Source organism: Microbacterium sp. NPDC080220 (assembly GCF_040686395.1).
Lineage (GTDB): Bacteria > Actinomycetota > Actinomycetes > Actinomycetales > Microbacteriaceae > Microbacterium > Microbacterium gawkjiense.
Map to the genome: position 1 here is coordinate 173,401 of NZ_JBFBOP010000005.1, position 18,637 is coordinate 192,037.

An 18,637-nucleotide genomic window follows, 5' to 3' on the forward strand; every position below is an offset into this window, starting at 1 on the left:
CGATAGGACGGAGGAGCGCACCTCGCGCAGCACCCCGACCACGAGGAATCCGATGCCTTCGCACGCCTTCCGCAGCACCGCTCGACGCGCCTTCGCGCTGGGCACCGTCACCGCCCTGACCTGCACACTCGCCGTCGCGGCCGCCACCTCGGCCACAGCGGCCGTCGTGCCCGACCCCGCCCGCACGTCCGCCGAGGGCGTCTTCGACGCCTCGGCCGCCGAGATCGTCGCCGCCCACGGCGACCGCCTCTTCGTTGTCAACGCCGAGGCCGGCGTGGTCGACGTCCTCGACGCATCCGACCCCGCGCAGCCCACCAAGCTCTTCTCGATCACCTCCGATGGCGTCGCGAACTCCGTCGCGATCCGCGAGGACGGCCTCGGCGTCGTCGCCATCGAGGCGACCGACAAGACCGCGCCCGGTCACCTCGTCTTCTTCGACGCGGATGCCGCGACCGCCGACACCGCTGTGCTCGGCACCGTGCAGGTCGGCTCCCTCCCCGACATGGTCACGATCTCGGCGGACGGCACGTACGCGGTCGTCGCCAACGAGGGCGAGCCCGCCGACGACTTCAGCAGCGACCCCGAAGGATCGGTCGGTGTCGTCGCGCTGCCCACCGGCAAGATTGCGCCCGACCAGAGCGCCGTCCGCATCGCCGACTTCCACGCCTTCGAGGCCGACGGCGCGCTGGACCCCGACGTCCGCGTGTTCGGCCCGACGCCGGAAGCCGACTTCCCCGTCAGCCGCAACCTCGAGCCCGAGTACCTCACCGTCGACGGCGGCACGGCCTACGCGACCCTGCAGGAGGCGAACGCGATCGCCACGATCGACCTCGCTTCGGCGACCGTCACCGACATCCACGCCCTCGGGTTCAAGGACCACAGCCTCGAAGCGAACGCCCTCGACCCCAGCGACCGCGACGACAGGGTCGAGCTGCGCACCTACGAGGGACTCAAGGGCATGTATCAGCCCGACGCGATCAACTCCTACACGGCGGGCGGCAGCACCTACCTCGTCACAGCCAACGAGGGCGACGCCCGCGAGTGGGGTGACTATGCCGAAGCGGCGCGCGTGAAGGACCTCGGCGACGACGGTCTCGCCCCCGTCTGCGACGACAGCCCGGCCGCGGCATCCCTCGGTGACGCCGACCTCGGCCGGCTGAACGTCACCGTCGAGAACGGCTTCGACGAGGATCGCAACTGCTACGAGGAGCTCTACGCGTTCGGCGGCCGCTCCTTCTCGATCTGGAGCACGGACGGCGGGCTCGTCTGGGATTCCGGCTCGGGCTTCGAGGACATCACCGCCGCCGCCGACCCGGCGTTCTTCAACTCGAACCACTCCGAGTCGAACCTCGAAGGCCGCAGCGACGACAAGGGTCCCGAGCCCGAGAGCGTCGTCATCGGTGAGCTGAGCGGGCGCACCTACGCGTTCATCGGCTTCGAGCGCGTCGGCGGCATCGCCGCGTACGACATCACCGACCCGGCATCCCCCGACTTCGTCACCTACGTCAACAACCGCGACTTCTCGCAGTCGGTCGAGGACGGCGGCGACCTCCCGACGGCCGGCGACCTGGGGCCGGAGAGCATCGCCTTCATCCCGGCCGACTCCTCGCCCACCGGCATCCCGATGCTGGCCGTCGGCAACGAGGTGTCGGGGACGACGACGCTGTTCGCGATCGAGGACGCCCTCGACCCGATCGACATCGACATCCTGACGATCAACGACTTCCACGGGCGCATCGAGGCGAACGACGACGAGGTCGGCGCTGCCGTCCTCGCGGGTGCGGTCGACGCCGCCGAGGCCGAGAACCCGAACACGCTGTTCGTCTCCGCCGGCGACAACATCGGCGCCTCGACCTTCACGTCGTTCATCCAGGACGACGAGCCCACGATCGACGCGCTCGTCGCGGCGGGCCTCGACGTCTCCGCTGTCGGCAACCACGAGTTCGACCGCGGCTTCGCCGACCTCACCGACCGCGTCATCCCGCGTTACGGCAGCGACGAGCTCGCGCTCGGCGCGAACGTCTACGAGAAGGGGACGACGACCCCGGCGCTCCGCGAGTACAGCGTGAAGACCGTCGACGGCGTCCGCGTCGCGTTCATCGGCACGGTCACGACGGACACGGCCACGATGGTGAGCCCCGACGGCGTCGCCGACATCGAGTTCGGCGACCAGCTCGCCGCGGCGAACCGCGTCGCGGCGCGCATCGCGGACGAGGACCTCGCCGATGTCACCGTGCTGCTGACCCACTCGGGCACGGCGACCTCGGACGACTGCAGCGTCGTGGCATCCGACCCGTCCGACTTCGGGAAGCTGGCCCGCGGCGCTTCCGACGAGATCGACGCGATCGTCTCGGCGCACACGCACCAGACCTACGCGTGCGAGGTCGCCGGCCCCGACGGCGAGGCGCGTCCGGTGATCCAGGCCGCCCAGTATGGGACCGCCATGGGCCGCCTCGCCCTCGAGGTCGACCGCTCCAGTAAGGAGCTCCTGTCGATCACCGGCGCGACCGAGGTGCTCGCCGAGGGCGGGTACGCCGCCGATCCGGAGGTCGCCGAGATCGTCGCCGACGCCGCGGCGTTCGCCGACGAGGAGGGCGCGACCGAGGTCGGCCGCATCAGCGGCGACATCCTCCGCGGCGGCACCGAGGGGTCCGACCGTGGCGTCGAGTCCTCACTCGGCAACACCGTCGCCGACGTGTACCTGTGGGCGGCCTCGAACGATGACTACAACGGCACCCCCGCGCAGATCGCCCTCATGAACCCCGGCGGGCTCCGCGCCGACCTGCTCTACGGCGAGGACGGTGTCGTCAGCTACCGCGAGGCCGCCGACGTGCAGCCGTTCGCGAACACCCTCGTGACGGTGCCGCTGACGGGCGCGCAGCTGAAGACCGTCCTCGAACAGCAGTGGAAGGCCGACGGCGAGCGCCCCAAGCTGCACTTGGGGGTCTCCGAGGGGTTCTCGTACGAGTACACCGAGGTCGCACCGCTCCCCGGCGAGAGCGTCGGACGCGCGGGAGAGATCGTCTCGATGACGTACCGGGGCGAGCCGATCGAGCCCGATGACGTCGTCACGGTCGTGACCAACTCGTTCCTGGCCGCCGGCGGCGACGGCTTCTCGGCCTTCGCCGAGGGCACCACCCCCACCGACACCGGTCGGATCGACCTCGCCGCCACGGTCGATTACTTCGCCTCGCGCGACGTCGTCGACCCGGCGCCGCTCGGCCGCGCCGTGGAGGTGACGCAGCCGACCGAGCCCGGCGAGCCGACCGAGCCCGGCGAGCCGACCGAGCCCGGCGAGGAGACCCCGTGGGCGACCGTCACGCTCAGCGCGACGACCGTCGAGCAGGGCGACTCGTTCCGCGTCGAGCTGACGGGGCTCACGCCGGGGCAGCGGGTCGGCGCGACGCTGTTCAGCGACCCGCTCGTGATCGACGGGATTCCCGCGGCGGATGCCGAGGGGCGCCTGGCGTTCACCGTCACCGTCCCGGGCGACTTCGCGACCGGTGCGCACACCCTCGTGCTGAGCACGGCGGGCGAGGACGACATCCGGGTCCCGATCACGGTCGTCCTCGCGGGAAGCCTCGCGAGCGCGGGTGGCGACGCCGGTCCGCTCGTCGCACTCCTCGGCGGAGCCGGCATCCTGCTCGCACTGGGCGCCGTCCTGGTGGTCCGCCGCCGGCAGCGGGCCTGACCCCCAGTCAGGTGCTCGCCGCGCTCAGCCGTCCCAGCGACGCAGCAGCGCGGCGAGCGCCTGACCGCCGCCGATGCACATCGTGACCACGGCGTACTCCGCACCCGTGCGCTGCAGGGTCAGCGCCGCCCGGACCGTGAGGATCGTCCCGGTCGCCCCGACCGGGTGACCGAGCGCGATCGCACCGCCGTACGGGTTCGTCCGCTCGGGATCGAGCCCGGTGTCGCGCATGACGGCGATCACCTGGGACGCGAACGCCTCGTTCAGCTCGACGCTCGCGATGTCGGCCGAGGTCAGCCCCGTCTGCGCGAAGAGCTTCTTCAGCGCGAGCGTCGGGGCGTACCCCATGATCGCGGGGTCGAGCGCGGCGGTCGTGACCGCCTCGATCGTGGCGAGCGCCGACAGCCCCTCGGCCCGCACGTCGGACTCGCGCATGAGCACGGTCGCGGCGGCGCCGTCGTTGATGCCCGAGGCGTTCCCCGCGGTGACCGTCCCGTCCGTCGTGAACGCCGGTCGCAGCCGGACGAGCGCCTCGAGGGTCGTGTCGGGTCGCGGATGCTCGTCGGCGGTCACCTCGACCGGCCGGCGTCCGGTGGTGGTCGTCGGGCCGATCTCCTGCGCGAACGCCGCGCGGGCGGCATCCGTCGCAGCGCGTCGTTGCGATTCGACCGCGTACGCGTCTTGCTCCTCGCGCGTCACACCGAACCGCTCGGCTACCGTCTCGGCCGTCGTCCCCATGTGCTTCCCGCTGAAGGGGTCGGTGAGCATGGCGAGCGTCCCGTCGAGCAGGCGCCGGTGGCCGAGCGTCGCCCCCGACCGGGCGTCCATGTCGTAGAACGGCATCCGCGTCATGTTCTCGGCGCCGCCCGCGACGGCGACGTCGATCCCGCCCCAGCGCAGCTCCTGCGCGGCCGACCAGATCGACTGCAGACCCGACCCGCACAGCCGGTTCACCGTGAACGCGGGGGTGTCGTCGGCGAGGCCCGCCGCCAGCGCGATGCGGCGCGCGATGTAGGCGTCGCCGGCGACCTGACCGATCGTGCCGATCACGACCTCGCCCACCCGCTGCGGGTCGACTCCCGACCGGCCGAGCGCCGCCGTCACCGCCTGCGCGCCCAGCTCGTGCGCCGGGGTGTCGCGGAACGCGCCGTCGAACCGGCCGACCGGGGTGCGCGCGCCGGCGACGATCGCGATGCGCTCGGCAGAGGTCACCCCGCGGCCTCCTCCGGCCGCTCCAGCGCCTCGACCTCGGCGGCATCCGGAACGTAGCCGTCGATGTGCCGCTCGGCCGCGCCGTCGTAGGCGGACAGGGGACGGATGAGGGCGTTGGATGCCTGCTGCTCCATGATGTGCGCCGTCCACCCCGTGATCCGGGCCGCGATGAACAGCGGCGTGAAGGTGAGAGTGTCGAAGCCGATCAGACTGTACGCGGGACCCGACGGGTAGTCGAGGTTCGGGTAGATGCCCTTGCGCGAGACGAACTCGGACTCGAGCGTCTCGTACAGCTCCGCGACGTCCCGGCGGTCGTAGTGCGCGACGAGCGCGTCGAGCGCGGCCTTCATCGTCGGCACGCGCGAGTCGCCCCGCTTGTAGACGCGGTGCCCGAAGCCCATGATCTTGCGCTTGGCGGCGAGGGCCTCGTCGAGCCACGGCACGACCGCGTCGGCGGTTCCGATCTCGTCGAAGATGTGCATGACGGCCTCGTTCGCGCCGCCGTGCAGCGGGCCCTTGAGCGCGCCGATCGCGCCGACGACCGACGAGTAGAGGTCGCTCAGGGTCGACGCGATCACCCGCGCCGTGAAGGTCGACGCGTTGAACGAGTGCTCGGCGTAGAGGATCATCGAGCGGTTGAAAGCGTCGACGACGACCTCGTCGGGCTCCTCGCCGAAGGTCATCCAGAGGAAGTTCGCGGCGTACCCGAGGTCCTCGCGCGGCTCGACGATCTCCTCGCCGCGGCGGCGTCGCTGACCGTACGCGACGACGGCGGGCAGGATCGCGAAGAGGCGGATGCTGCGGTCCAGGTTCTCGGCCGGTGTGCCCGCGGCATCCAACACATTCGCGATCCCCGCCGTCTCGAACGAGCCCAGCAGACTGATCACCGTCCGTGCCTCGTCCATCGGGTGGGCGGCCGTCGGCATCGCGTCGATGAATGCGCGAACGTCCTCGGGAAGGGCCCGGTTCGCCCGCTCGACCGCCTGCAGCTCGGCGAGCTGGTCGGCCGTCGGCAGCTCGCCGTGCCACAGCAGGTAGGCGACCGCCTCGAACGACTGCGTCGCGGCGAGCTCCTGCACGGGGTAGCCGCGGTAGAGCAGCGAGTTCGTCTCGGGGTTGACCTTGCTGATCGAGGTCGTGTCGGCGTAGACGCCGGCGAGACCCTTCTTGATGTCGGGGTCGGTCATGCTCGCTCCTGTTCCTCGACCGTCAGCGGTCGATCCGGAAGGTGAAGACGTTCGTGTCGAAGTGGTTGTACGACTCGTAGTCGATGAGGTCGTACAGGTCGGCGCGGTGCTGCATCTCGCCGAGCCGGGACGTGAGGTGCCCCTCGTCGATCAGCGTATCGAGCGCACGCTCGGCCGCGCCCATCGCCATCCGCAGGAGCGACACCGGCCAGATGACGATGTTCACCCCGACGTCCCGCAACTGGTCGACCGTGAACAGGTCGCTCTTGCCGAACTCGGTCATGTTCGCGAGGATCGGCACGTCGACCGCCTCGCGCACCGCCGCGAACTCCTCGAGGGTGCGCATGGCTTCGGGGAAGATCGCATCGGCGCCCGCGTCCACCAGCTTGCGCGCGCGGTCGGTCGCGGCATCCAGTCCTTCGACGGCGCGGATGTCGGTGCGCGCCATCACGAGGAAGTTCGGGTCGCGGCGCGCGTCGACCGCGGCGCGGATGCGCTTGAGCGCCGTGTCCTCGTCGACGACCGCCTTGCCGTCGAGGTGGCCGCAGCGCTTGGGGTTGACCTGGTCCTCGATGTGCGCGCCGGCGATGCCGGCGTCCTCGAGGGTCTGGATCGTCCGCGCCACGTTCATCGGCTCACCGAAGCCCGTGTCGGCGTCGATGATCGCGGGCAGCTCGGTCGTCCGGGCGATCTGCTGCCCGCGCGCGGCGACCTCGGTGAGCGTCGTCAGTCCGATGTCGGGGAGCCCAAGATCGGCCGAGAGCACGGCTCCCGAGATGTAGACGCCCTCGAACCCCTTCCGCTCGATCAGCCGCGCCGACAGCGGGTTGAAGGCGCCGGGGAACCGCAGCAGCTCCCCCGAGGCGAGCCGCTCCCGGAACAGGCGGCGCTTCTCGTGCGCCGGCGTCTGCGCGTACAGCATCAGCAGGTCCCTCTCTCGATGCGACCGCGTTCCGAATTCAGCCCCGACGGATGCCGGGGGTCGCCGCCCGCCCCGGATTCACGCGGCTCCGCTCCCCCACGCCGATCCTTCCCGGCCAGCAGGGACTGAATACCGAACGCCCGGCCGACGACACTCTCCATCAGAACAACCCCGTCGGCGCGGGTGCGCTCTCGAGGACGCCGGGCGCCGCGACGAAGTCGAGCTGCCGCACCTCCTCGGCGGTCAGCTCGGGCAGGCGCTGCACGAGCGCGAGGAACCGCTCGATCTCGGCGGGCTCGAGCACGGGCTCGGCCAGCAGGCGGAACTTGCGGATGTAGTCCTCGCGGGCGAACGGCCGGGCACCCAGCGGGTGGGCGTCGGCCACGGCGATCTCGTCGACGACGGTGGAGCCGTGGGCGAGGGTGATCTCGACGCGACCGCCGAACGCCTTCTCGGCGGGGTCCTCCGAGTGGTAGCGGCGCGTCCACTCGGCATCCTCGGCGGTCGTGACCTTGTGCCACAGGGCGACGGTGTCGGGCCGTCCGGCGCGCGCGGGGGTGTACGAGTCGACGTGGTGCCATCCGCCGTCCTGCAGCGCGACCGCGAAGATGTACGGGATCGAGTGGTCGAGCGTCTCGCGGGATGCCGCGGGGTCGTACTTCTGCGGGTCGCCGGCGCCCGAGCCGATGACGTAGTGCGTGTGGTGGCTCGTGTGCAGGACGATCGAGGCGATGTTCGCGGGGTCGCGCAGCTCGGGCCGCTCGGTGCCGAGCCTGCGGGCGAGGTCGATCCACGCCTGCGCCTGGTACTCGGCCGAGTGCTCCTTCGTGTACGTGTCGAGGATGCCGCGCTTCGGCTCGCCGGCGGCGGGGAGCGGCACCTCGTAGGCGGCGTCCTTGCCGTCGAGGAGCCAGGCGATGACGCCGTCCTCGCCCTCGTAGATCGGCGACGGCGAAGTCTCGCCGCGCATCGCGCGGTCGACGGCTTCGACCGCCATCTTCCCGGCGAAGGCGGGGGCGTGCGCCTTCCACGTGGAGATCTCGCCCTTCCGCGACTGCCGGGTCGCGGTGGTGGTGTGCAGCGCCTGGGCCACGGCCTGGGAGATCGTGTCGACATCGAGGCCGAGGAGGGTTCCGATGCCGGCGGCGGCCGACGGGCCGAGGTGCGCGACGTGATCGATCTTGTGCTTGTGCAGGCTGATCGCCCGGACGAGGTCGACCTGGATCTCGTACCCGGTCGCGAGCCCGCGGACCAGGGCTGCCCCGTCGGCGCCGACGTGCTGCGCGACCGCGAGGATCGCGGGGATGTTGTCGCCCGGGTGCGAATACTCCGCCGCCAGGAACGTGTCGTGGTAGTCGAGTTCGCGGACGGCGACGCCGTTGGCCCACGCCGCCCACTCCGGGCTCGTACGGGTCTCGTTCGGCACGCCGAACACCGTGCCGCCGTGGCCGCCTGTCGACACCGGGTGCGACAGCGCCTGCGAACGGGCTGCGCTGACGGGACGACGGGTGAGGGATGCCGCGGCCACCGCCGCGTTGTCGATGACCCGGTTGACGATCATGTCGACGACGTCGTCCTCGACGGCGACCGGATCGACGGCGACCTGCGCGATCTTGTGGGCGAGCTGCTCCTCGCGGGGCAGCGGCTCGTCGCTGCGGTAGACGCGGACGTGGTGGGTGACGGTCATGTCGGTTCCTCCGGGGTGTCGGACAGGGAGTCGAGGATCGAGGCGAGCGCGTTGTGCAGGTGCACGTGCGTCGCGTGGGCGGCGAGGTCGCCGTCACCGGCGGCGATCGCGCCCGCGATGAGGCGGTGCTCGGCGACCGAGGCGGCGAGGCGTTCGGGGTTGTCGCGAGCCAGGCGCCGCACGCGCACGAGGTGAGTGCGGACGGTGCGCAGCGCCGAGGTGAGGTAGTCGTTGCGGACGGCGGCGTCGAGCTCGGCGTCGAAGCGGGCGATGAGCGCGTAGTACGCGTCGGCGTCGGATGCCGCTCCGCCCGACGCCTGCGTCGCTGCGAACTCGGCGGCGAGCGCAGCGAAGACGGAGCGATCGCCCGCTCGGGCCGCCAACCGGGCCGCGGTCTCCTCGAGCGCGCGGCGCACGGCGAACAGGGCCTCGATATCGGAGGCATCGATGCCGGCGACGACGGTGACCCGCGGGGACGCCTGCTCGACGAGCCCGTCGGCGGCGAGTCGGCGGAGTGCCTCGCGGAGCGGCGTCCGGCTCACGCCGAGTCGTGCGGCCTGCTCGACCTCGGCCAGAACGGCCCCGGGAGGCAGCGTCCCGTCCTGGATCTCGCGCAGCAGCGTCTCGTACGCGCGGACCCCGGCGTACCGCGCGGGTGCATCCGTCATGATCTCAGTGTATGCACAGTGGGCCTGCATGGAGGCGTTGACGCAGTGGATCCCCGCCTTATGTATACACAGGCGTCACGCCGACATCCCACGACGCGACAGCCGTGAGGACCGCGCCGAGGCTGCGATCAGCGGCATCCGGATCCACCCTCGCCACGGCGAGCGCGGCGATCACCAGCGACGCACAGACCTCCGAGAGAGCGGCGCGCGAGGCTGCTGAGATCTCCGGCCGCGCGGAATCCACACCCGCGGCGATCGCGGCACGGAGCTCATCGGTGTACGCCGTGACGAGCGCGCGCACGTCGGGGTCGTCGTCGACGACGGGCGCGCATGCGGCGTTGAGCAGCAGGCATCCCGCCTGGGCCCGCGGAGTTCCGCTCGCGATCGCGGCCCGCATCTCGGCGATGTACAGCGCGAGGGCCTCGGTACCGGCATCCGGCTGCTGCAGGCGCCCGATTCGAGAACGTACGACCTCGTCGAGGTACCGCGCGACGACGGCCTCGAACAGCCCCTTCTTGCTGCCGAACGCGTGGTACAGGCTCGAGCGCTTGAGCCCCGTCGCCGCTTCGAGTTCCGCCACACCGGTCTCGGCGTACCCGCGCGCCCAGAAGACGTCGCGCGCAGCGCGGACGACGTCGTCGCGGTCGAATGTCGCCGCGCGTCCCATGTATGCCCCTCTCAGCCGTCGGTACTATATTAGACCGATCATTACAAAATGACGCCTTGGAGGAGAACATGCGCGCAGTCACCCACCCCGTCTTCGGCGAACCGGCCGACGTCCTCGAGACCACGGAGCTCCCCGACCCCACCCCCGGTGCGGGAGAGGTCCGGGTGCGGCTGCTCGCCTCGCCGATCCACAACCACGACCTGTGGACCATCCGCGGCACCTACGGCTTCAAGCCGGAACTGCCCGCCCGTTCGGGCACCGAGGCCGTCGGTGTCGTCGAGGAGCTCGGCGAGGGCGTCGAGAACCTGCAGGTCGGTCAGCGCGTCGCCACCGGCGGCACCTTCGGCGTCTGGGCCGAGCAGTTCATCGCCCGCGCCGCGACCCTCATCCCCGTCCCCGAGGGCCTTCCCGACGAGCAGGCCGCTCAGCTGGTCTCCATGCCGTTCAGCGCCATCAGCCTCATCGACTTCCTCGACGTGAAGCCGGGCGACTGGATCGTCCAGAACGCCGCGAACGGCGCCGTCGGCCGCATGGTCGCGCAGATGGGTCGCGCCCGCGGCCTCAACATCCTCGGCCTCGTCCGCCGCAGCGCCGCCGTCACCGAGCTCGCCGAGCAGGGCATCGACCGCGTCGTCGCCGTCGACACCGACGACTGGCGCGACAAGGTCGCCGAGATCACCGGCGGCGCCCCCATCATCGCCGGCGTCGACTCCGTCGGCGGCGAATCGAGCGGCCACGTCCTCTCGCTCCTCGGCGAGAACGCCACGCTCGTCGTCTTCGGCGCGATGGACGCTCCCGTCATGCAGCTCGCCTCGGGCCCGGTCATCTTCCGCCACATCACGATCAAGGGGTTCTGGGGAAGCAAGGTGAGCACCGAGATGGATGCCGCCACGCGCGGCCGGCTCTTCGGCGAACTCGCCCAGCACCTCTCGTCCGGCGTCCTGACCCTGCCGGTGTCGGCGACGTTCCCACTCGAGCAGGCGCGCGACGCCGCCCGCGCAAGCCTGACCGCCGGCCGCGTCGGCAAGGTTCTGCTCCGCCCGTGATCCCCGACCCGCGCGCGGCCACTGCGCCGCGCGCGGGTAGCGTGGTCGGGTGACAGAATCCTCCCGCTATGTCGTGGCCACCGACGGCGCCTGCAAGGGCAATCCCGGACCGACGGGCTGGGCGTGGGTCGGCGAGGACGGCCACTGGGCGGCGGGCTCGATCATCCAGGGCACGAACAACATCGGCGAGCTGATGGGCCTCCTCAAGGCGATCGAGGACCATGCGGATGTCCGCGAGCTCGTCGTGCAGGCCGACTCCAAGTACGCGATCGACACGTATGAGAAATGGATGGACGGTCACCGCCGCCGCGGGTGGAAGACGTCCACCGGCGCGCCCACGAAGAACGTCGACCTGCTCGAGCAGCTGATCACCGCGCGCGACGCTCGCCGCGCTGCGGGCCTTCCCGACGTCGTCCTCGAGCACGTCCGCGGACACCGCGGTCACGTCCTCAACGAGTGGGCCGACGAGCGCGCCGTGCGCGGCGCCGAGCACGCGGCATCCGGCAAGGAATCGGCGTGGTCGTCGCTCGGCGGCCTGCACGAGAAGCTCGACGTGTCCGAGGCGCCGAAGAAGAAGCGCTGAGGCGCGCGCCGGTGCGGGCACGGACCGCGGAGTCTTCGCCGAGGTCGAGCTCCGCAACCGGTTCCGACCCGCGACCCCCGCGAATGCTCCGCGGTTGTTGCCGCGGCCGTCAGGTGTCCGCGGCGCTCAGCAGTTCGGCCAGCCGATCGAACGCCGGCCGCTGCCCCTTCACGACCCGCTCGCGCGCGCGATCCAGCGGCATCCATTCGGCGCGGTCGACCTCGGGGAAGGATGCCGTCCGACCCGATCGCGGCGGCCACTCCATCTCGAACTCACCGAACACGAACCCCACCGCCTCGAAGCCCGCACCGTCGGCGACGAACACCGTCACCCGCTTTCCCGACGAGTACGCGAACGTGCCGAGCTCGGCGTAGTCGGCCTCGGGAGGTGCGACGCCGAGCTCCTCGCGGAACTCCCGCTTCGCGGCATCCAACGCCTCTTCGCCGTCCTCGAGTTCACCCTTCGGGACCGACCAGGCACCCTCGTCCTTCGACGCCCAGTACGGCCCGCCCATGTGAGCGACGAACGCCGACACCTCGCCCCCACCGTCGAGACGGTAGAGCAGGATGCCGGCGCTCTGCGTGGCCACGAACGGGCGGCGCTCGTCAGATCAGACGGGACTTCGGCGAGACGGAGTACGTCTCCTCCGGGTCGGTGACCGCCACCGGCGCCAGCGCCTCGTTGATCGCGGCGTACGTGTCGTCGTCGAGCTCGATCCCCGAGGCCTTCACCGTGTCCTCGAGCTGCTCGGGACGCGACGCCCCGATGATCGCCGCGGCGATGTTCGGGTTGTGCAGCACCCACGCGAGGGCGAGCTGCGGCATCGTGATGCCCGCGCCCTCGGCGATCGGCTGCAGCCTCTGCACCGCGGTGAGGGTCTCGTCCTTCATGAAGCGCTTGATCATGTCGGATCCGCCCTTCTCGTCCGTCGCGCGCGAGCCCTCGGGCGCCGGCTGACCGGGCTGGTACTTGCCCGTCAGGACGCCCTGCGCCAGCGGCGACCAGACGATCTGCGAGATGCCGAGCTCCGCAGAGGTCGGGACGACCTTGCCCTCGATGACCCGCCACAGCGCGGAGTACTGCGGCTGGTTCGAGATGAGCTGGAAGCCGAGCTCCTTCGCCAGCGCGTGCCCGGCGCGCAGCTGCTCGGCGGTCCACTCGCTGACGCCGATGTAAAGCGCCTTGCCCTGACGGACGATGTCGGCGAAGGCCTGCATCGTCTCCTCGAGCGGGGTCTCGTAGTCGTAGCGGTGCGCCTGGTAGAGGTCGACGTAGTCGGTGTTCAACCGCTTCAGCGAACCGTTGATGCCCTCGAGCAGGTGCTTGCGCGACAGACCGTGGTCGTTCGGCCCCTTGGGACCGGTCGGCCAGTAGACCTTCGTGAAGATCTCGAGGGATTCGCGGCGCTGACCCTTCAGCGCCTCGGCGAGGACGGACTCGGCCGCCGTGTTCGCGTAGGCGTCGGCGGTGTCGAACGAGGTGATGCCGAGGTCGAGGGCCTTGTGGACCGTCGCGATCGCCGCGTCGTTCTCGACCTGCGAGCCGTGGGTGAGCCAGTTGCCGTAGGTGAGTTCGGTGATCTTGAGGCCGCTGTTGCCCAGGAATCGATAGTTGACCATGCGTTCGACGCTACTCTCGCGCCCCGGTCGACTCCGCGGGCCTTGACAGGGTTACGCCGCCGGCGGAATCGCCTGCGGAGTCAGACGGATGCCGCCGCGGCCTGATCCTCTTCGGTCGCGACGAGCTGACCGCACGCGCCGTCGATCTCCTTGCCGCGGGTGTCGCGGAGGGTCGTCGGGATGCCGGCGTCGTTGAGCCTGCGGACGAACTCGTTCTGCACGTCGACGTCGGACGAGGTCCAGATCGAGCCGGGGGTCGGGTTCAGCGGGATCGGGTTCACGTGCACCCAACCGCGACCGCGCGCGTTGAGCTTCTCGGCGAGGAGATCGGCGCGCCAGGCGTGGTCGTTCATGTCTTTGATGAGCGCGTACTCGATCGAGACGCGACGCCCGGTCTTGTCGAAGTACTCGCGCGCGGCGTCGAGGGCCTCATCAACCTTCCAGCGCGAGTTGACGGGGATCAGCTCGTCGCGCAGGTGGTCGTCGGGGGCGTGCAGCGACAGTGCGAAGGTGACCGGGATCTCCTCGGCGGACAGCTTGCGGATCGCCGGCACGAGCCCGACGGTCGAGACCGTGATGCCGCGGGCGCTCATGCCGAGCCCGTGCTTCTTGTCGACCATCGTGCGGACGGCCTGCATGACGCGGGCGTAGTTGGCGAGAGGCTCCCCCATGCCCATGAAGACGATGTTCGTGACGCGCTCGTCCTTGTGGCCGACCTTGCGGGGATCGCCCAGGCCGCCGTCGGCGATGAGGCGGTTGGCGCGGACGACCTGGTCGACGATCTCGGCCGCCGACATGTTGCGGGTGAGGCCCGCCTGGCCGGTGGCGCAGAACGGGCAGTTCATGCCGCAGCCGGCCTGGCTCGACACGCACAGCGTGATGCGCCCGGTGTAGCGCATGAGCACGGACTCGACGAGCGCGCCGTCGTGCAGGCGCCACAGGAACTTGATCGTGTCGCCGCCGTCGGTCTCGAGCCGGCGCACCTCGGTCATGAGGTTCGGCAGCAGCCCGCCGACGAGCTCGTCGCGATTCGCCGCCGGCAGATCCGTCATGTGGGCGGGGTCGGACGTGTAGTGCTGGAAGTAGTGCTTCTCGAGCTGCGCGGCGCGGAAGCCCGGCATCCCGAGCTCCTTCAGCTTGTCGACGCGCTGATCGTGGCTGAGGTCGGCGAGGTGCACGGGCGGCTTGCCCCGCTTGGGGCTCGCGAACTGCAGGAGCGGGCGGCCCTCGGCATCCTTCGCCTGCGTCCACCCCTCGGTCGCGGGACGCACCTGCTTGGGCGTCGTCGAGCGCACGGCGGACATGCCCTCGGGGCGCGCGGGAGTGGACTCGGTCATGCCTTCCAGGCTACCGGCGGCGGGCTGGGCGGATGCCGGGCGGCTCAGTCCTTCAGCCGGCGGGCGAGGCCGGCGATGTCCTCGGGTGTCGTGCGGCAGCATCCGCCGATCAGCCGTGCCCCCGCCTCCACCCAGGCGTCGACGTCGGCGAAGGTGGCCGTCGCGTCGCCGTGCCACGAGCGCGAGGGGGCGTCCCAGACCTCGCCGCTGTTCGGGTAGACGACGGCGGGCGTCGTCGGCGGCATCCGGTCCAGCACGCGGGTCAGTGCGGCCGGCGGGCAGCAGTTCGCTCCGACGGCGACGGCCCCGGGCGCAGCCGCGGCGGCCGCCAGCGCAGCGGCGAGCGCGTCGTCGCCGTCGAAGGCCGTGCTCGCGCCCGACAGCGAGATCCACGCCGGGATCCCCACGCCCTCGAGCGCGGCCGCCAGCGCCTCGGCCTCGGCGGGCGATGCGATCGTCTCGACGGCGAGGAGGTCAGGCCCCGCCTCCGCGAGCGCGAGCAAGCGCCGGCGGTGCCACGCGGTCAGCTCGGCCACCGACAGACCGTACGCACCGGTGTACTCGCTGCCGTCCGCGCGCACGGCACCGAAGGGACCGACGGATGCCGCGACCCACGCCCGGCCGTCCGACGCCTCGCGGGCGAGGCGAACCGAGGTGGTCAGCAGCGCATCGACCTCGGCGGCATCCCGCCCCGCCACGGTCAGGTTGTCGTACCCGAGCTGGTAGGAGGCCGTCGTGACGACGTCGGCGCCGGCCTCGACGAACGCGGCGTGCACGTCGCGTACGTCACCGGGCGCGTCGATGAGCACGCCCGCCGACCAGAGCACTCCGCTGAGATCGTGGCCGCGGGCCTCGAGCATCGTCCCGAGCCCACCGTCGAGGACGAGCGGACGGGTGGCGATCGCGACGGCGACATCGGGCATGCGGTCACTCTAAGCCGCCGGCCGCGGGCCGCCGAAGGCGGATTACGCTGAACGGATGAGCACCGCCCGCATCCGTCCCATCTCCGTCGACGACGCGGGCGAGGTGCTCACCCTGCAGCGGGCCGCCTTCGTGCAGGAGGCGCTCATCTACGACGCCGTCGACATGCCGCCGCTCACGCAGACGCTCGACGAGGTCCGCGCCGAACTCGAGGACAACCTCGGATGCGTCGCCCTCGACGGCGAGCGCATGGTGGGCTGCGTGCGCGCCCGCGTCGACGGCGACCTGCTCCTCATCGGTCGCATCGCGATCGCACCCGATCAGCAGGGCTCGGGCCTCGGGACCGCGCTGCTGTCGGCGGTCGAGGAGCGCGGCCGCGAGGCCGGCGCCACGACCGCGGAGCTGTTCACCGGCTCGCTCAGCGAGGCGAACCTGCGCCTCTACGAGCGCGAGGGTTACGAGGAGAGCGAGCGCGTCCCCGGCGACGACGGCACCGCGCAGGTGTTCCTCCGCAAGCAGCTCTGAGCCGCCCGCGCACCGAGCGTTCATCCGCGTCCGGGAGGATGGACGGATGACGCGCATCGCTTTTCTGGACGTGGACGGAACCATCCTCGAGCACGGGACGGCCATCGCCGACTCGACGATCACCGCGATCCGGACGGCACGCGAGAACGGCCACCTCGTCTACCTCTGCACGGGACGCGCCGCCGGCGACATCCACCCCAAGGTCCGCGAGATCGGCTACGACGGCGCGATCACCAACGGCGGCGCCTACGCGGTGCGCGGCGACGAGCTGCTGTTCGCCGACCCGATGCCGCGCGAGGACACCGACCGGCTGATCGCCTACTTCGAGGCGGAGGACATCGACTACTTCCTGCAGTCGAACGAGGCCGTCTACGCGAGCGAGGGGGTCGGTGCGATGCTCGACGAGTACTTCGCCGAGCGCCGCAGGCGTCACCTCGAGGACGCCCGCCGGCTCGGACAGACCGATGCCGTCGACCCGGAGCCGATCGTCACCTACCGCCCCGTCGGCGAGGCGGACCTGGACGCCATCGCGAAGACCACGTTCATCAGCGAGCGCTCCGACAGCGTCGACAAGGCCCAGGCCGACCTCGGCGAGCGCTTCCACGTCATCCCCGGCAGCATCCCCCTCCCCGGTGGATCGAACGGCGAGATCGGCCTGCGCGGTGTGAACAAGGGCTCGGCGATCCTCCGGGTCCTCGACACGCTGGGCCTCGACGCCGCCGACGCGATCGGCATCGGCGACAGCTGGAACGACGCCGAGATGTTCGACGTCGTCGGCACGCCCGTCGCCATGGGCAACGCCGACCCCGCCCTCAAGGAGCGCGCCGGCAACGTCACCACCGACGTCCTCGACGACGGCGTGTGGAACGCGTTCGTGAAGCTCGGCCTGGTCTGACGCGCGGGCGCGCGTTTGCGCGTTGACGGCCGCGCGTCCGGCCGTGGGTCTCAGTCGAGGAAGATGTCGGGGAACAGCTCGGCGTCGGGGGTGCCGGGCGTCGCGGCGTAGCGCGCGAAGTCCGTGACACCGGCATCCCTCAGCACGTCCTCGACGATGAGAGTCTGCCCGGTGTACTCACGCGCCGGCTTGCAGAGCACCTCGTACGCGGCGTCGGCGTAGACCTCGGGCGTACGGCTGACCTTCATCATCCGGTCGCCGCCGAGGGCGAACTGCACCGCGGCCGTGGCGATCGTCGTCTGCGGCCAGAGGGTGTTGGCGGCGACGCCGTCCTTCGCGAACTCGGCCGCCATGCCGAGGGTCGCCATCGTCATGCCGTACTTCGCGAGGGTGTAGCCGGTGTGCGCGCCGAGCCACTTCGGCGACAGGTTGAGGGGCGGCGACAGCGAGAGGATGTGGGGGTTCGCGGCATCCTTCAGGATCGGGAGCGCCGCCCGCGACAGCATGAACGTGCCGCGCACGTTGACGTCCTGCATGAGGTCGTACTTCTTCGCGGCGAGCTCGAGCGAGCCCGAGAGGTCGATGACCGAGGCGTTGTTGACGACGATGTCGATGCCGCCGAACTCGCCCTGCGTCTTCATGACGGCCTCGGTGATGTCGCCGTCGTCGCGGACGTCGCCGACGATCGGCAGCGCACGACCCCCCGCCGCGCGGATCTGCTCCGCCGCCGAGTGCACCGTGCCCTCGAGCTTGGGATGCGGGGTGTCGGTCTTGGCGAGCAGCGCGATGTTCGCGCCGTCCCGCGCGGCGCGCAGCGCGATCGCGAGGCCGATGCCGCGGCTGCCGCCCGACATGAGGATGGTCTTTCCGGCGAGGGTCATGGGTTCTCCAGTGGGTCAGGAACGGCGCGAACGGGATGCCGCGGCGAACGCGGCGATCCGCGTCGCCGCGTCGGGGGTGTCGAACGCGGCACCGATCGTGCGGGCCTCGTCGTCGAGGTTGTCGGCGAACGGGCGCCCGGCGCCGGTGCGGACGAGGCGCTTCGCCTGCCCGAACGCGCCGGTCGCGCCGTCGAGCCAGGCCCGCGCGATCTCGTCGGCACGCTCCCCGGGCTGGTCGACGACCTCGGCGATGAGCCCCCACTCGAGCGCGGTGGGCGCGTCGATCGTCGTGTCGGTGAGCAGCAGCTGCATAGCGCGGCGCTGTCCGACCGCCGCCGGCAGCAGCGTCGAGACGCCGAGGTCGGGGGTGAGCCCGATGTTCGCGTACTTGCTGACGAACACGGCGCGCGGCGACGCGACGATGTAGTCCGCCGTCAGCATCAGACCGAGCCCGCCGCCGGCGACCGCTCCCTGCACCGCCGCGACCATCGGGATCGACGACTCCACGAAGGTCCGGATGCCGTCGTGGATCACTCCGGCCATCTCGGTGATCGCGCCGCCGCTGCCGCCGGAGGTCGCCATCTGCACGACGTCGCCGCCGGCGCAGAACGCCGGGCCCGCGGCATCCAACACGATCGCGCCGACCGTGTCGTCGCGCGTCAGCTCGTGCGCGAGGTCACGCCAGCGCGTGCCCATCTCGAAGTCCATCGCGTTCAGCGACGCGGGGCGGTGGAAGGTCAGCCGGGCGAGGGCGCCCTCGCGGCGCAGCAGGATCGAATCGCTCATCGGGTCTCCA

At 71.2% G+C, this 18,637-nt stretch carries 17 protein-coding genes; 5 read left to right on the forward strand and 12 right to left on the reverse strand.

Annotated features, from left to right (window positions below; translation table 11 throughout):
* Positions 1-52 precede the first annotated feature (52 nt).
* The gene (locus AB0P29_RS09900) at positions 53-3,691 is read left to right on the forward strand and encodes a choice-of-anchor I family protein (protein ID WP_363379584.1); all 3,639 of its coding nucleotides are present in this window, start codon (positions 53-55) and stop codon (positions 3,689-3,691) included.
* A gap of 24 nt (positions 3,692-3,715) precedes the next feature.
* On the opposite strand, the gene AB0P29_RS09905 is transcribed toward AB0P29_RS09900, so the two are convergent.
* The 6 genes from AB0P29_RS09905 to AB0P29_RS09930 form a co-directional block, all read right to left on the reverse strand.
* Positions 3,716-4,903, reverse strand: a complete 1,188-nt coding sequence (locus AB0P29_RS09905) for a thiolase family protein (RefSeq protein WP_363379585.1) — start codon at positions 4,901-4,903, stop codon at positions 3,716-3,718.
* Entirely contained in the window at positions 4,900-6,090 is a 1,191-nt protein-coding gene (locus AB0P29_RS09910; protein WP_363379587.1) for a bifunctional 2-methylcitrate synthase/citrate synthase, read from the reverse strand. The genes AB0P29_RS09905 and AB0P29_RS09910 overlap by 4 nt, the downstream gene beginning before the upstream one ends.
* A gap of 22 nt (positions 6,091-6,112) precedes the next feature.
* Entirely contained in the window at positions 6,113-7,012 is a 900-nt protein-coding gene (gene prpB, locus AB0P29_RS09915) for a methylisocitrate lyase (protein WP_363379588.1), read from the reverse strand.
* Between the two features lie 160 nt (positions 7,013-7,172).
* The gene (locus tag AB0P29_RS09920; RefSeq protein ID WP_363379590.1) at positions 7,173-8,699 is read right to left on the reverse strand and encodes an MmgE/PrpD family protein; all 1,527 of its coding nucleotides are present in this window, start codon (positions 8,697-8,699) and stop codon (positions 7,173-7,175) included.
* Positions 8,696-9,367 carry a GntR family transcriptional regulator gene (locus AB0P29_RS09925; RefSeq protein ID WP_311286208.1) on the reverse strand — a complete coding sequence of 224 codons (672 nt, stop codon included), beginning with the start codon at positions 9,365-9,367 and terminating at the stop codon, positions 8,696-8,698. The genes AB0P29_RS09920 and AB0P29_RS09925 overlap by 4 nt, the downstream gene beginning before the upstream one ends.
* Positions 9,368-9,425: 58 nt before the next feature.
* Positions 9,426-10,034, reverse strand: a complete 609-nt coding sequence (locus AB0P29_RS09930) for a TetR/AcrR family transcriptional regulator (RefSeq protein WP_363379592.1) — start codon at positions 10,032-10,034, stop codon at positions 9,426-9,428.
* A gap of 68 nt (positions 10,035-10,102) precedes the next feature.
* Between AB0P29_RS09930 and AB0P29_RS09935 the strand changes: the two genes are divergently transcribed.
* Both AB0P29_RS09935 and AB0P29_RS09940 read left to right on the forward strand, forming a co-directional pair.
* Positions 10,103-11,080: a zinc-binding dehydrogenase gene (locus AB0P29_RS09935; protein WP_363379593.1), complete on the forward strand. Its 978-nt coding sequence runs from the start codon at positions 10,103-10,105 to the stop codon at positions 11,078-11,080.
* 49 nt (positions 11,081-11,129) lie between these two features.
* Positions 11,130-11,663, forward strand: coding sequence for a ribonuclease H (locus AB0P29_RS09940; RefSeq protein ID WP_363379595.1), 534 nt, complete (start codon positions 11,130-11,132; stop codon positions 11,661-11,663).
* A 109-nt stretch (positions 11,664-11,772) separates the two neighbouring features.
* Here the strand turns inward: AB0P29_RS09940 and AB0P29_RS09945 are convergent, their stop codons facing one another.
* The 4 genes from AB0P29_RS09945 to mmuM form a co-directional block, all read right to left on the reverse strand.
* Positions 11,773-12,252, reverse strand: coding sequence for an NUDIX domain-containing protein (locus AB0P29_RS09945; RefSeq protein ID WP_363379597.1), 480 nt, complete (start codon positions 12,250-12,252; stop codon positions 11,773-11,775).
* Positions 12,253-12,268: 16 nt separating this feature from the next.
* Positions 12,269-13,282, reverse strand: a complete 1,014-nt coding sequence (locus AB0P29_RS09950; RefSeq protein WP_363379599.1) for an aldo/keto reductase family protein — start codon at positions 13,280-13,282, stop codon at positions 12,269-12,271.
* Between the two features lie 80 nt (positions 13,283-13,362).
* Entirely contained in the window at positions 13,363-14,586 is a 1,224-nt protein-coding gene (gene rlmN / locus AB0P29_RS09955) for a 23S rRNA (adenine(2503)-C(2))-methyltransferase RlmN (RefSeq protein WP_157532661.1), read from the reverse strand.
* Positions 14,587-14,663: 77 nt separating this feature from the next.
* On the reverse strand, positions 14,664-15,542 hold the full coding sequence (mmuM, locus tag AB0P29_RS09960; protein WP_363379600.1) for a homocysteine S-methyltransferase: 879 nt from the start codon (positions 15,540-15,542) through the stop codon (positions 14,664-14,666).
* Between the two features lie 55 nt (positions 15,543-15,597).
* On the opposite strand from mmuM, the gene AB0P29_RS09965 reads away from it, so the two are divergent.
* Positions 15,598-16,065, forward strand: a complete 468-nt coding sequence (locus tag AB0P29_RS09965) for a GNAT family N-acetyltransferase (protein WP_363379602.1) — start codon at positions 15,598-15,600, stop codon at positions 16,063-16,065.
* Between the two features lie 46 nt (positions 16,066-16,111).
* Positions 16,112-16,960, forward strand: a complete 849-nt coding sequence (locus AB0P29_RS09970; protein ID WP_363379604.1) for a Cof-type HAD-IIB family hydrolase — start codon at positions 16,112-16,114, stop codon at positions 16,958-16,960.
* A 50-nt stretch (positions 16,961-17,010) separates the two neighbouring features.
* Here the strand turns inward: AB0P29_RS09970 and AB0P29_RS09975 are convergent, their stop codons facing one another.
* Positions 17,011-17,841: an NAD(P)-dependent oxidoreductase gene (locus AB0P29_RS09975; protein WP_363379605.1), complete on the reverse strand. Its 831-nt coding sequence runs from the start codon at positions 17,839-17,841 to the stop codon at positions 17,011-17,013.
* A 15-nt stretch (positions 17,842-17,856) separates the two neighbouring features.
* Positions 17,857-18,627 carry an enoyl-CoA hydratase/isomerase family protein gene (locus tag AB0P29_RS09980; protein ID WP_363379606.1) on the reverse strand — a complete coding sequence of 257 codons (771 nt, stop codon included), beginning with the start codon at positions 18,625-18,627 and terminating at the stop codon, positions 17,857-17,859.
* Positions 18,628-18,637: the final 10 nt, after the last annotated feature.